This window comes from Affinundibacterium seohonense (assembly GCF_014284305.1).
Taxonomy (GTDB): domain Bacteria; phylum Pseudomonadota; class Gammaproteobacteria; order Burkholderiales; family Burkholderiaceae_D; genus Undibacterium; species Undibacterium seohonense.
Genome location: NZ_JACOFW010000017.1, coordinates 69,406 through 83,843, shown reverse-complemented (window position 1 = coordinate 83,843; position 14,438 = coordinate 69,406). Strand labels below are relative to the sequence as shown.

The 14,438-nt window shown below is 47.0% G+C and carries 14 protein-coding genes; 4 read left to right on the top strand and 10 right to left on the bottom strand.

Going from position 1 to position 14,438, the window contains the following annotated elements; translation table 11 throughout:
* Positions 1-152: 152 nt before the first annotated feature.
* The gene (locus H8K52_RS14425) at positions 153-407 is read right to left on the bottom strand and encodes a heavy-metal-associated domain-containing protein (RefSeq protein WP_186923614.1); all 255 of its coding nucleotides are present in this window, start codon (positions 405-407) and stop codon (positions 153-155) included.
* 162 nt (positions 408-569) lie between these two features.
* Between H8K52_RS14425 and H8K52_RS14420 the strand changes: the two genes are divergently transcribed.
* Complete coding sequence (locus H8K52_RS14420; protein ID WP_186923613.1) at positions 570-1,772, top strand: NnrS family protein; 1,203 nt, start codon at positions 570-572, stop codon at positions 1,770-1,772.
* Positions 1,773-1,873: 101 nt separating this feature from the next.
* Here H8K52_RS14420 and hemN read toward each other — a convergent pair whose 3' ends face one another.
* A complete protein-coding gene (gene hemN / locus H8K52_RS14415; protein ID WP_186923612.1) occupies positions 1,874-3,265 on the bottom strand; it encodes an oxygen-independent coproporphyrinogen III oxidase in 1,392 nt (463 codons plus the stop codon).
* 203 nt (positions 3,266-3,468) lie between these two features.
* Positions 3,469-3,939 carry an RrF2 family transcriptional regulator gene (locus tag H8K52_RS14410; protein WP_186923611.1) on the bottom strand — a complete coding sequence of 157 codons (471 nt, stop codon included), beginning with the start codon at positions 3,937-3,939 and terminating at the stop codon, positions 3,469-3,471.
* 214 nt (positions 3,940-4,153) lie between these two features.
* Between H8K52_RS14410 and H8K52_RS14405 the strand changes: the two genes are divergently transcribed.
* The 3 genes from H8K52_RS14405 to H8K52_RS14395 all read left to right on the top strand — a co-directional run bounded on the left by H8K52_RS14405 (position 4,154) and on the right by H8K52_RS14395 (position 7,469).
* A complete protein-coding gene (locus H8K52_RS14405) occupies positions 4,154-6,433 on the top strand; it encodes a nitric-oxide reductase large subunit (RefSeq protein WP_186923610.1) in 2,280 nt (759 codons plus the stop codon).
* A gap of 154 nt (positions 6,434-6,587) precedes the next feature.
* Positions 6,588-6,851: a DUF2249 domain-containing protein gene (locus H8K52_RS14400; RefSeq protein ID WP_186923609.1), complete on the top strand. Its 264-nt coding sequence runs from the start codon at positions 6,588-6,590 to the stop codon at positions 6,849-6,851.
* A gap of 108 nt (positions 6,852-6,959) precedes the next feature.
* Entirely contained in the window at positions 6,960-7,469 is a 510-nt protein-coding gene (locus H8K52_RS14395; protein WP_186923608.1) for a hypothetical protein, read from the top strand.
* 26 nt (positions 7,470-7,495) lie between these two features.
* On the opposite strand, the gene H8K52_RS14390 is transcribed toward H8K52_RS14395, so the two are convergent.
* From H8K52_RS14390 to H8K52_RS14360, 7 genes are all read right to left on the bottom strand, one after another.
* Complete coding sequence (locus H8K52_RS14390; protein ID WP_186923607.1) at positions 7,496-7,834, bottom strand: cupin domain-containing protein; 339 nt, start codon at positions 7,832-7,834, stop codon at positions 7,496-7,498.
* Between the two features lie 810 nt (positions 7,835-8,644).
* Entirely contained in the window at positions 8,645-9,361 is a 717-nt protein-coding gene (locus H8K52_RS14385) for a Crp/Fnr family transcriptional regulator (RefSeq protein WP_186923606.1), read from the bottom strand.
* 293 nt (positions 9,362-9,654) lie between these two features.
* Positions 9,655-10,299 (bottom strand): response regulator, encoded by a 645-nt coding sequence (locus H8K52_RS14380; RefSeq protein ID WP_186923605.1) that lies wholly within the window; start codon positions 10,297-10,299, stop codon positions 9,655-9,657.
* A 377-nt stretch (positions 10,300-10,676) separates the two neighbouring features.
* A complete protein-coding gene (gene moaA, locus H8K52_RS14375; protein ID WP_186923604.1) occupies positions 10,677-11,693 on the bottom strand; it encodes a GTP 3',8-cyclase MoaA in 1,017 nt (338 codons plus the stop codon).
* A gap of 102 nt (positions 11,694-11,795) precedes the next feature.
* Positions 11,796-13,097, bottom strand: a complete 1,302-nt coding sequence (locus H8K52_RS14370; protein ID WP_186923603.1) for a hypothetical protein — start codon at positions 13,095-13,097, stop codon at positions 11,796-11,798.
* Positions 13,098-13,112: 15 nt separating this feature from the next.
* Complete coding sequence (locus H8K52_RS14365; protein ID WP_222613791.1) at positions 13,113-13,604, bottom strand: hemerythrin domain-containing protein; 492 nt, start codon at positions 13,602-13,604, stop codon at positions 13,113-13,115.
* A 13-nt stretch (positions 13,605-13,617) separates the two neighbouring features.
* Positions 13,618-14,361, bottom strand: coding sequence for a peptidylprolyl isomerase (locus tag H8K52_RS14360; protein WP_186923602.1), 744 nt, complete (start codon positions 14,359-14,361; stop codon positions 13,618-13,620).
* Between the last annotated feature and the right edge of the window lie 77 nt (positions 14,362-14,438).

Genomic DNA, 14,438 nt, shown 5'->3' with positions numbered 1-14,438 from the left:
AGTGTGAAATTAAATCCTAGCTGATCGCCAATGGCATGAGCACTTTGCGAGTCAAAAAGACGCAAACGCTATTGCATCATGCAGACATTTATCTGCACGACTCATGAATTGCACGCATTCCTAGAATTCGCTTTCACATTTCACACTTCACATTAACCGCCGCAACTACCACAGCACCCACTGTGACTCTTGCCAGCGGCGGGATCGACATCGAAGCCAAGTTTGATTAAGGCAGCGCGCAACTGGATACTACTCGCAACATGTTCTTCGTAGCGTAACGTCGCGCGACCGCTGGCGAGCGTCACGCTGACTTCAATCACGCCTTCCATCCCACGCAATGTCTGGGTAATCATCTCGACGCATGGCTGACCTTTCATGCCGTTTACTTTTATGATCTCGGTTTGCATATTATTCTCACTTCTTCCTTTAATTTGATAGGTAATGTTCATTCGCCATCCGAAGCAAGGCTTCCTAGCCTTACTGGCTTGATGACACTGAAGGCATAAGAGTAGCATGAATTCGATTAAAGATGTATATTATATCCATGTATTAAAAAAGAGGGATAAATGATGACTTTATTATCAATTGAAGAACCAGAAACAAAGAGTGATTCCGCTATATGGCATAAACAACATCCAGTCTGGGGTTTGGGATTTCGGCCCTTTTATTTACTGGCTGCATGCTTTTCCGCATTGAGTCTGCCCTTATGGATCGCGCAATACTTAGGCTGGTTCAGCGCTTGGCCGCAGGTCACTGCTGCATGGCATATGCACGAGATGATTTTTGGAGTGGTTATCGCGGTCATCATTGGCTTTCTGTTTACCGCTGGGCGTAACTGGACCGGTCTGCCAACGCCGACCAACTTGCATCTAGCAGGGCTTGCCTGTTGGTGGTTAATTGGCCGCGTGGCGATGTTGGCTGCGCCACCGAGTTTAGCCGCATTGGTCGATTTATCGTTTTTGCCTTTGGCCGCCTGGCCGATTTACCGTGTTCTGAAACAATCTGGTAACAAGCGCAATATGTTCCTGATTATGCTGCTAGCGCTGTTAACCGTAGCTAATGCCATTTTTCATGCTGCAGTGTTAAATCTCATTACGCTAAACCCAGCCTTGCCTATACATGCCGCGATCCTAATCGTCGTCATCATTGAGTCAGTGATCGGCGCGCGCGTGATACCGATGTTTACCCAGAATGGTGTGCCAGGCGTGATACCTGTCACCTATCCATGGCTTAACCGCAGCGCAATTACCGCAATAGTCATCGCTAGTTTGGCCTCGATCTCACCCTTGCCTTCCGCGCTGATAGCATCGTTGTGCGGGGGTGCTGGCTGCATGGTACTGGCACGGTTCGCACTGTGGCAACCACATCGCACTTTAGGCACGCCACTTGTTTGGATTTTGCACTTGTCCTACGCCTGGATACCGTTGGGTTTTTTCATGCTGGCGCTTAGTGCAATAGGACTCATCCCAAGCAGCGCAGCGTGGCATGCGTTAACGGTCGGTTCGATGGCTGGATTGATACTAGGGATGATGACCCGTACCACGCTAGGACACACGGGGCGTCTACTGAAGACTGGCCACGCCGAGTTAGCCATGTATCTGCTGATTCAGACTGGCGCCGTAGCACGTGTGGCTGCTTCACTTAGCGCGCCGGCACTGTATCAAGCAAGTTTGATCGTCGCCATGCTCTGCTGGAGCGGTGCGTTTCTGTTGTTTGTCATCGCATACGGTCCCTATTTGTTACGTGCTCGGGTTGACGGCCGAGAGGGATAGTTAAATGCAAATTCAAATTTCCTCATAAGAGTGAAAAAAAGCCACCGCTAATGCGTATCGACAATACGCATTAGCGCGTGGCCTTTGAGTGCCAATTTAAATCAGATTAATTTTGAATATTTCGCTCCGGTTTGCAAAGCCAAGTATTTATCAAACACCATACCCACCGCCCGCACAAACATCCGCCCCTTTGCGGTAACTTGAATACTGTGCGCATCGACCTTGATCAATTCAGCCTCTTCGTATTTCTGCAATTGCGTCAGCTCATCCGCAAAATAGCTGCGAAAATCGATTCCATGCTGATGATTGATTGCGACAAAATCCACTGGTCCGCTACACATCAATTCCATAATAACTTGACGACGCAAGACATCATCATCAGTCAAAGAGAACCCTTTTTCTATCGGTAACTGGCCAGCATCCAGGTGTTCGTAATAGGCTTTGATCGTGCGCACTGACTGACTATATGAATGCCCTACCTTACCGATGGCAGACACTCCAAAACCGATTAGATCGCAGTCGGCGCGCGTAGTATAACCCTGAAAATTTCTATGCAGACTTTTATCGAGACGCGCTTTATTCAGTTCATCATCTGGCTTTGAGAAATGATCCAGCCCTATGTAAATGTAGCCAGCAGCGAGCAACCTGCGCACAGACATTAGAAATATTTGCAGGCGTTCTTCAGCGCTAGGAAGCTCGCTTTCAATGATTTGCCGTTGCGCCTTGAAGCGGCTCGGTAAGTGAGCATAGTTATAAAGTGCAATGCGGTCTGGCGAAAGTTCAATCACCTTATCCAAGGTACGGTTAAAGCTCGGCAGGGATTGCTTGGGCAAGCCATAAATCAGATCGGCATTGATCGATTCAAATCCCGCCTTGCGACTTGCAATGACCGCCTTCTCGACCATTTCATATGGTTGGATACGGTTCACAGCTTGCTGTACCGCTGGGTCAAAATCTTGAACACCAAAACTAGTTCGATTAAAACCGAGTTCGGCGAGTAGCTCTAAAGTGTCATCGCTGACGGTACGCGGGTCAATCTCTATCCCGAGTTCCGCATCAGGCAAAAGCTCGAAATGGCTGCGTATCATCAACATCAATTCGCGCAGTTCGTCTGAACTCAAAAAAGTAGGCGTTCCGCCGCCAAAATGGAGCTGAACGGTACGCCGGTCTGGTCCGATTCTGGCTGCCACCATCGCCATCTCTTTTGCCAGATAGTGTAAATACTCCGTGGTGCGGCTATGGTCTTTGGTGATGATTTTGTTACAGGCACAAAAATAGCACAGCGATTCACAAAATGGCACGTGGATGTAGATTGATAGCGGCGGATTCTTATCCGTATTTGAAGCACGCTGTTCCAGATAGGCGATGTAGCTTTGTTCGGCAAACTCTGGATGAAAACGGTCTGCGGTTGGATACGAGGTGTAACGCGGGCCAAGTTTGTCAAAGCGGCGTATCAAATCCTCGGAAATTTCTATTTCTGGCAAAGTATTCATAGACTTACTTATTTATTGGTTTCTCAATAGTGAAGCGACCTTCCCGAATAGAAACATTCTGATGTTCGGGTTAGTCGGCAATCACGCTATTTTAACTAGGGTATTTCGCTGATGATAATGATTCAAAATGCTTCTTGTGATACGTCACCTCACCGGCAATATCGACAGCTTTATTGGCCGCTATCCGGTTCGTGCTTATTTCGCTATGTTTGCTTTATTTTTGCATGCAAATGGATAGGGCTGGCTTTCGCTTTTAAGCCTGCACCTCCAACTTTTTTACTAACCAAGTCTTCCAAGGTCACACCGTCGAGCACCGCCAAATAGGCTGCAGTGGCCGAGCTCAACACCCCTTTCAAGGCGCAAGCTGAAGCATAGGCGCAGCAGGTATCGCTATGGTCGAAGCATTCCGCCATAAAGAAATCACTCTCGGAATTGCGCACCACCTCGCCAATATTAATTTGCTTCGGATCCTTACTTAATTTTAAGCCTCCATTGCGCCCGCGCACCGTGTCGACCATGCCCGACAAACCAAGTTGGTGCACTACTTTCATAAGGTGATTTTTTGATACAGAGTGTAAGTCAGCGATGTCTTGAATTGTCACTAGGTGATCTTGATTGGTCGCCAAATGCATCAGGGTGCGTAGTGTGTAATCGGTATAGGCAGTGAGTCTCATGGCTTGAATATTCTTGGTAATGAAGTTATCACAAAGTTCCAAAGAAAAATTTATGCAGTACTTAGTATATATGTTTATGGAGCTAAAAAAGTAGTCTTTAGAAAATAAGATGTATTTTACTTGCATCTTATAAATGATGCATATAGAATCCATCTTTATCAATATCGTTGTTTTTACCGCTTTCTCACTATTGCAAAAAAAAAGAAACCACGCCATGCATGCAACGCGCAAACTCTGGACCTGGCTCGCTGTCATCTGTGTACTCTCATTCTCCGTTCTCGGCTGCGTAGGCACAGAAATCTATCTAACGGCGCCACCCATCCCCAAGCAAGTCATCAGTACCGATGGCAAGATTTTGTTTTCAGAAGGTCAGGTGCAACTTGGCCAGGAAGCATGGCTCTCAGCTGGTGGTCAACAGCTTGGCTCCGTATGGGGCCATGGTAGTTACGTCGCGCCGGATTGGTCCGCCGATTGGCTGCATCGTGAAGCATTGACCTTACGTGCTATCTGGGCACAGCAAGAATTTGGCAAAAATTTTGAGCAGCTGAGCCTTGGCCAGCAGGCTGAACTCGATGCCAAGTTGAAGAATGAAATGCGGCTCAATAGCTACGACAGCAAGAGTGGCAACATCACACTCTCCCCGGCACGGGCCCAGGCAGTGGCGCAAGTGGTCGAACATTATGTCGGCCTGTTTGGTGATGACCCAAAACTAGATAAACTGCGTGAACAATATGCGATGACTAGTGGGGCACTTCGAGATCCGCGAGATCTGCAAGCCCTGCCTGCATTTATGTTTTGGTCGGCATGGTCGGCAGCGACCGACAGGCCGGGTGAAACTGGAATTAGCTACACCAGCAATTGGCCGCATGAACCGCTGGTCGGCAATACGCCGACTGCTGGTGCCGGTATTTGGTCGATCGCTAGTATCATCCTCATGATTGCAGCAATTGCAGGAATGATTTTTCTCCATTCGATCAGCAAGGAAGCGCCTGATCCGACGCCTCCTAAAACCGATCCACTATTCGATCTAAAACCGACTCCTTCGATGAAGGCCACTAAGAAATATTTCTATGTCGTGATCGGCCTAATTTTGGCGCAAGTGGCGATGGGCGTGATTACTGCCCACTACGCAGTTGAAGGTCAGAGTTTTTTCGGCTTCCCACTCGCAAAAATCCTACCATTTACGGTTAGCCGCACAATACACACGCAGTTCGCGGTATTGTGGATCGCCACCGCTTGGCTGGCCACCGGCTTGTATATTGCACCAGCGATTTCCGGACATGAACCAAAATATCAAAAACTTGGTGTTGATGTCTTGTTCTATGCCCTGCTATTTATCGTAGTAGGCTCTACCGCTTTTGGCTGGCTCGGTACTTTGCAGAATTTAGGCAACGATTTCAGTTTCTGGATTGGCAATCAGGGTTTGGAATTCACCAGCATGGGGCGTGTCTGGCAAGTTTTATTATTCATTGGTTTGCTGTTTTGGGTAACCTTACTCGGCCGTGGTTTAATGCCCGCTTTGAAAACGCCATCTGAAAGCCGTGGCCTGATCGCCATGGTATTTCTGGCCGCACTCTGTATCGGAGGCTTCTATGCGACCTCTTTAACTTGGGGCCCGCGCACACATTATTCGATGATCGAATACTGGCGTTGGTGGTTGGTGCATTTGTGGGTAGAAGGTTTCTTTGAAGTGTTTGCTACCGCGGTGATAGCACTGCTGTTCACGCGCCTCGGCTTGATACGCGCCAGCACTGCGAATAGTGCCATCGTCTTAGAAACCATCGTGTTTCTGTTTGGCGGAATTTTGGGCACCTTGCATCATTTGTACTTCACGGGCACTCCTACTTTCGTGATTGCCATCGGTGCGATGTTCTCTGCATTGGAAGTAGTACCACTGGCACTGATCGGTGTCGAAGCCTACAAAAATTATCAACGCTCGAAAGCGGCAGCTTGGGTACAAGCCTACAAGTGGTCGATACTTTGCTTCATCGCTGTAGGCTTCTGGAACGTGGTCGGCGCCGGTCTTTTAGGCTTCGCTATCAATACCCCGATCGCGCTGTATTACATGCAAGGACTGAACATGACTGCCGCTCATGGACACGCCGCACTGTTTGGTGTGTACGGCATGTTGGGCATCGGTTTGCTGTTGTTTTGCCTGCGTGGGCTGTCTGATCGCGCAGCATGGTCAGACAAGTTATTAGCACCGATGTTTTGGTCGCTGAATATTGGTTTGGCGATGATGGTCTTCATTTCGTTGGTTCCAGCCGGTATCTATCAGGCCTGGGCCAGTATAACTCAGGGCATGTGGTTCGCGCGTTCACCGGAAGTCATACACTCGAACCTGATGGAAACTTTCGTCTGGATGCGCGTACCAGGTGACATCGTGTTCGCGATTGGTTGCGTATTTCTCGCCTTGTTTGCCTGGCGTTTGTTGATGGGTGGCAAACGTGAGCGGTCGGCGTTGGCACCAACGGCACAGACCAAACGTGTTTAATAACACTATTTTCATACAACTCTAAAAATCAGTATTTCCACGAGTAGCACGATGGGCACGAAAAAAATCATGAAAAGCCTTTGCATCTTTTTTAATTTTTCCGTGTTTATCGTGGAGCATTTTTTAATAATTTCACATTACAAGGAGTATCACCATGACACACAACTGTTCTACAGCTATTGTTGCCGATGGCACTTATCCATTTGATGCACGTGGCGTCGCAAAACGCTTTCGCCATGCGGCTATCTTCGGTGCTCTGCAATCGCTCCAAGTGGGCGAGACTATGCGCTTTTGCAATGACCACGATCCTCTACCTTTATTGGCGCAGCTTGATCAACGATTTGGCAGCGGTATCAAGATGAGCTATGTTTCACGTGCACCTGGCGAAATCGTCATTGACTTCATGATAGTCGGCTGATTACTGAGGCATTTCTCAACGACACTATGAATCAACGCCAACATCAGATGCATCATTTTGAACTCTTAGTTTGGTGTTGATTCCACTCAAGAAAAACTGGTGGAAAACATGAAAATCTCTCAATTATTGTTGTTCGTAATGAGTTTTGTAGTAACTCTTAACATAAGCACAGCGGCGCCGCTATTGGTGCTTGCCGATCAGCATAGCGGACACAAACACGATGCTGAGATCCGTACACAACTAAACCTAAACGATGGTAAAAAGTGGCGCACCGATGACGCCTTGCGCCACGCCATGACAAACATCCGTATCAGCATAACAAATACATTAACAGCTATCCATAGTGGCAATCTGAAATCCACGCATTACGATGTGCTCACTAAAAGCATAGAAAAGGAAATCGCCTTTATCGTGGCACACTGCAAACTTGATCCAAAAGCAGACGAGAACCTTCATATCATACTTGGCCGCTTCGCCATCGGAATGGATGTCGTAACAGCTAAGCGAGGAACTCAAGAAAAGGAATTAGGAGTGATCAACATGGCGGAAACTTTGAACACCTACGGCAAATATTTCGACCATCCCGGTTGGCGAGCGATAGAATTTAACTCTCATTAATCAAATCCAATTAGAGTAAGAAAGCTTTAATCTGTGTTACTCAAGAGTACTACCGAAACCAGTAACGCGGCATCTGTTAATGCAAGCAAATCATGCTTCACGTTGCCGGCCAAATACAATAAATCGCCTTGCCGAAGAACCTTCCGCTCGCTTTCGACACCGACATCGACCTCACCTTTAAGGCAATGTATAGTAATTGGCCCGCTGACCTGATGTGGCGGGATTTTTTTCCCGGCAAGCAAAACCATACGTATGACTTCCAAGTGAGGTCCTTTAAACAAAGCACTAGTTTTAACTTCAGCAAGCGATGCCTCAATCGGCAATACTTTGGTCACCTGACCTGATGCGAGATGCGAAATGGCCATATTACTTCTCCAAAAATATAAAATCCCATTAGCGTATTGCCAGTTTCATAGTATCTGATCAAACGCTTGCAAGCAATGAATTGAAAACTGTTTATCCCAAAGCCACTTTCTTGACTGACACAATTTGACTATTTTTTATTTTTTTAAATTAGCCAGCGGCTCAATAAATTAGACGGCTGGTACGCCAAGATTACCAATACCTGCATTCATTTCCATCACATAGTCTTTAAGTGATTTAGGAACGAAGAAATTGATGTTTCGCCATGCCGAGAACCTAAAATCACCTCCACTAGCAGCACAAAATAACTCGTCGTCGGATATTAAAATGCAAAGCTCATGCCGATTATTGGAATTAATAAACCTGCGCTCGAACTTGCGGTAAATCAACGCCCACCAAACGTTAAAGTAAGAAAGGAATAGAGAATCCGTAAGGCCGTACCCGTCAGAGCAGGTAAGGTAATCAAGAAAAACAACTTTTCCTTGCTGAACTTAAATCTGACAATTTCTAGATTTGCAGCGACCACGCTCAATACCATTCAGACCAAGATTACGAATTTTCTTGCGCCCATCTGGTTAAAACATGACTCACGATGTGGCTTCCGAAAATGTCACATTAAATTGATATCTGTAATACGAGATCGCCCCGATGAAGAACCACTTAATCCGTCGTACTACCAATCGTGCAATCAACATAGGCTATCCAAACGACGAATAGAATTTTTCTCTTTGCTTTTCGCTGAATACAAATGGGTTTAGTCCCTAGCCAAAAGAACTCGCAATGGCGGACATCCTCCCGTAGTGATTGTGATCCTACCGAATGCGCTTCTTCGGGCAAGAAACTGTTGCTGGCTCATCCACTGGATAATTTTTTAATGTTTCTAGGCAATGAATATGAATACGCGATGCCCTGACCTGTATCAGTCCAAGCCCACTCAAATGATGCAAGGTGCGGGAAAATGTTTCTGGTGTGAGATTTAACAAAGAAGCGACGACGTTTTTCTTTAACTCAAGTCGAATGTGGGTACTATTTTGCGATACGGATACTTGGACTAAATAATCAACCACACGTTGCATGGCGTTGTGTAAAGCATGTCGTTCAACATTGCGAATGAACCCCAGCAAACGATAAGACAAGCCCGTCATCATCTGTCTAGCTATGACAGGCGAATGCTCAAGCAAGGTGAGCAGCGCGTTTTTTGGAAGGCGTAATAACAACGATGGTTCCAGCGCTTCAGCGTAAAAAGGATAAGGCTCATCAAGGAACATCATTGCTTCGCCAAAGGATTGACCTGGCCGTATTAACTCAACGATCTTGTCGCTACTAGCAGACGAGGGAATCGCCAGCTTGATGAGGCCAAAAACGAGGATATAGCAACCGTCGGCCAGATTGCCCTTCTGAAAAAGCATTAGCCCTTTTTCCAGGTCCACTTTCACCACACTCGTTTTCAAACTTTCCAACTCAAATGGCGAGATATGTTTAAACAAAGCCTGGTTAGCCAGCAAACCGTCAATATTTATCTTACCCATATTACCTCCCCCACTATAGGAATGAGACCTCTGCGCAACTGAAGCGAGCGGTCGAATTTTGTGTCGAAAAGCGCACCTATACTAGAGCACAGCGACGAGCTTGTAGCTTTGGCAGAATCAAAAATTCGGTCGCACAGTAAGTTGTGCTGATGTCTCAAAATAGTGGAAGTGTAAAAGCTAACAGCCCATGCGACTATCCGTCAAAGGGAGTAGTCGAGCAACGCAAAAGAACCAGAGATCAAACGACTATTGATGTGGAATAAACTTCAAGCTATTGAATAGTTTAAAAAGCCTCATTTATCCATGCCATGTTCGACGGCATAAACGGCAATCTGAACGCGACTGCTCAAGTTCAATTTTTTCAGAATGTTTTGCACGTGAATCTTTATAGTACTTTCCGCGACATCAAGATTTCGAGCAATTTCTTTGTTACTTTCGCCACGCGCCAAGCACACCATGGTTTCACGTTCGCGCGGTGTCAATTTTTCACGCTCAGGCTCCACCGTTACATTATTTCCAGACCGGAATTGCATCACTAACTTAGCAGTCATGGCGTCAGCGATCACAGGCACGCCTGCCGCTGCTCGCTTGATTGATTGGTTTAAATAATCCGCATCGATGTTTTTCAGCAAATAACCGCGTGCACCACTTTTTAGCGCCGCCGTTAAGTCTTCTGCTTCCTCAGAAACGGTTAACATTAGAACAGCAGTTTCTCGCAAATCTTCCACGATAAGTTGCATCGCTTCCAAGCCTGAGAGTCCCGGCATATTCAAATCCATCAGCACCACATCGGGCTTTAATTGTTTTGCCCGCTTGACACCTTCCAATCCATCCGAAGCCTCACCAACAATCTCAAATTCGGGATTGCGTTGCAAAATCAAACGTATGCCACTTCGAAACAATGTGTGGTCATCTACTAGCAAAATTTTAATTGACATTGTTCGCTTCTTTGTTAAATTTTCACCCAGCTTTATTGAGTGACTGACGGAAGAATTTAACGTAAACCATACGTTTCAATTCGTGCTGCCATAGTCATTCTGGGCAACCAGCCCTTCCTCACGCTTTAATTGTAAGGAGACAGCAGTGCGCCTATTAATTTTACTGAGAATATCAAATTTTGCCAATGAGCAGGAAACCCATTCGTACATTGTACGCAAGCCGACATAGCTATCGCCTTTTTCGTGCACCGTCATTGAAAGATCACGATCATTATTGACTCGCACATGCACGTCACCACTATTTGAACAGCCAGGTATCGATCACTACAGCTTTCCGTGCCGTTTTCCACCGTGAACTGTTGTGTAAGATTGAGGACTTAGCCACCCGTTTGTGACATAAAGCGAATAATTTTGGTTGACTGCGTGTTAAATTCATGTCGCTCCGGCTTCAATTCTATCGCTGTACGAATCGCTGCCTCTAACTCATTGTCACTAATACCCGCCCGTAGTAAGGGGCGAAGTTCAAACTTTTCATCTTGTCCCAAACACATATATAAAGTTCCATCCACTGCCAAACGAACCCTATTACAACTTGCACAAAAATGTTGACTCATTGGCGTAATGAAACCTAAAGTAGATGCGCCGTCACGACTCATCCAATAACGTGCAGGGCCGCCGCCCAGTTCACTCGCAACGGGAACGAGATCGAATTGATCTACTAACTGCTGCCGGATGGGACCAATATCCATGTACGCAGAATTTTGCCCCGTGTGACCAATCGGCATTGCTTCAATTAAACGCAAAATGAAACCCTGCTCAAAGCAAAATTTCGCCATACGTAATATCTCGTGATCGTTAACGCCACGCATTACCACCATATTAAGTTTAATTGGCTTAAAACCTGCCTGCTTACCCGCTTGCAGACCCGCCATGATGCTAGCGTAACTATCGCTACCCGTTATTTTTAGCATACAGGCTTTGTCTAAGCTGTCGAGACTGACGTTGATACGATTGACCCCAGCTAAATACAAATCATCGGCGTATTTGAAAAGCTGTGTTGCGTTGGTCGACAAAGAGATATCGGTCACCTGCGTATGGCGAGCAATTCCCTCTACCAAACGTGGCAAATCCCGACGCAATAGAGGCTCACCACCCGTGAGGCGAATTCTGCGGGTTCCCATACGCGCAAATGCAGCCACGACTCTTTCAATTTCATCAAAGCGCAGCCAGTTCTCCGGTTCCTCGAAACCACGAAAACCTTTCGGCATGCAATAACTACAACGCAAATCACATTTATCCGTGACCGAGACGCGTAAATAATCGACACGACGACCAAAGCGGTCTATCAGTGGTGCAGTAACGGTGTCCTGTCTTTGAAGTGGCTGGATTTTCATACTTGAATTGTGGACCGCAGCAGGCTGAACCGCAATTCCTCTGCTAGCCAAGGCTACCTAGTTCTCTTGGGGGAAGGAAACAAAAGTGTCAGTGGCGATCATTTAATTTTTTGCAAAAATCACACGCTTCAATTCGTGACGATAACGAAACAAGGCGCGTAGAATCAGTGCGCCAATTAGCATTTGGGACGCTGCAAAAATGCATCCAGCTAGCGGAAGAATAATTGAGGGGGTCACAGGAACCAAGAGCAAACTAAGGAAAGCGACGACCACTAGCCGTGCTTGTAGGCGTAAATGCTGTGGCAAAATCACTTCTTGCATCGTTGGAATACGTTGCGGCGTAGGAATCTGGCGCCGTAAATGTAAAAAAACAAGAAAGGGAATAATTTTTCCCAACATCGCATTGACCGGAAAAACCGCCCCGCCCACTAGCCCGAGTACACCTATCCACCAAGGTGAAGCATCGATAAAGAACGCTGGCAAGTAGTCGTGAGGAACCGCTAACATCAAATACAACATGGCACTTGAAAACCAACTTAACACGCAAGCGACCCAGAGCGTCCACGCAGGATCGAAACGCCGCTTTGCTTTCATCACATTTTTAAAGGCAAAGGCTGCTAAACACATCACCACCAAAGCGAGCAAGATTGTCCAATACGGTATCCCATCTTGCGAATCAAAAAGCGTCATTAACATCAACAGTAGCCACAACACGACAGGAACTGATTGATGCCATCTGGCAGATGGTTTGGGACTCTGCCAAAACATAGGAACGACGGTCGAGGCAATACCAGAAACCAACGCAGCCACCCAGCCTAGACCTGCCCATGCCACATGTCGTGTTAGTACAGCAGTCAGATTGATTTCCCAAGCGCCAGCAAATCCACCGGCCAATGCCACACCCAATCCGAGCACCATAAGAAGAGGCAAGGCAATCCAACGCAAGGTCAACAAACTTGCATCGTGATGAGTCGGGAGAACCATGCGCCATGCTGCTAAGGCGAGCGCGCAAACGACAGCACCGTATATGAGAATCGCCATCAACATCGCGAGGATAAACGCTATGCGATTCCCATATAAAAAACCAAATGTAAGTGATAGCGATACACCAAAAGAGGCAAGCGCCACAAACGGGCTGATTTTTTTTGCGCCAGGCACAGCTTGCCCAGCGACCACGGGGAATAGTTGAAACAACGCGCCGATCATGATCGGCGCCAACATCCCCAATGCCAGCACGTGGGTCACCGCTAACAGCAAGGGAGCGAAGCGGTTCGGCACACCTTCAGCAGGGCCAAATGCAAGAAGAAGCCCTGCGACGGCTCCTATCCATGGCGCGGGAAGTAGGCAACCAAAAATAGTCGCTGGCGACGGCGCCAGCTCGTAGCTGAGAATTTTATTAGCCACAACAATACATAGAGGCTATGTCACTGCTTTTGCGTTTGTACTCTCACCTGTTCCTGCACATGAGCATGCACCACCGCAGCCGCCCATCCCCAACAGAGACGCTAAATTTGGAATGCTTCCACCGCACATAGGGTAGAGAATATTTTCCTCTTTCACATTGTGCTGTTGTATCAATACATTGAGAGTATCGATTGTCGCTAAGGCCGCAGCGATCTCTTTGCTATCAATTTGCGCCATGGCCTGATCGCGCAGTTGGCGTATCTCTGCGTGTTCACCGCGCATCACCATCGTCGGTCCATTTGTCATGCCTGTGGCTTTTTCGAAGGCCGGAAATAGGCGCTCCTCTTCAAGATGGAAGTGATGTTCTAACTGCTCATCAAACAGGCGAAAATTCCTACCTGCAGACGCCATATCAGCTTTATGCAAAGCTGCTTCTACGCGGTTCAATTGATCGTCGCATTCCACATGCTGCTTTACCAAATTCATCATTGCTTGAGACATTTCCATCACACTTTCTAATTTATTGCACCAAAGGCGTATCCGCCCCTTCAAGTTCAATGCCGCTAATCTTGGCTTGCCCCACCATCAGTTGCAAATACTGACGCATGGCGTGATCGTGACTAGCTCTTTGCATGGCATCAGCGATCTTGCTTTCTACCTGTTCGAACGGCAGTAACTGTCCCGCCAGTTTGCGGCCTAACTGCACGATATGCAGGCCAAAACGTGTTTCAACTAAGCGTGGCACGATCTTGTGTTCTTCCGCATTGAAAATCACTTTTTCAAATTCGGGAACTGTGTCGCCGCGTGTCAGTTGACCTAGATTGCCACCTACTTCACTCGATGGGCAATTTGAATTCGCTTTTGCCATTGCGGTGAAATTGGCTGGACTATCGAGCAAGTCTTGCAACACGATTTCTGCGTGTTTGCGCAGATTATCTAAATCTAAGGCGGCGGTGACTTGAAATAAAATGTGATTTACTTCGACCAATTCACCGACCGTAAAGCGCTGCGGATGGGTCTGATAATGACGCAAACATTCTTCGGAACTCGGCTGCGGAACGACAACTTCACGTACCAACAAGGCTTCGATTTTATCCTCATCATTGCCAGTTAAGCCTAATTCATTCGCCTTATCGAGCAAGACCCGGCGCAAGACCAAAGCGGTCATTGCGCTCTTCATCGGATCAGCAGCACCTTGATGCTCTGGCAGTTCTTTTTCCATCTCAGCATCGCTGAGTTCGTAACCATTAACTATGACGGGCATGATTGCCTCCTGTTGAGATTCATTCGCCGCAGAGGTATAGAAATTGAGTGAATTTCTATACCTCTGTACTTCAAAGT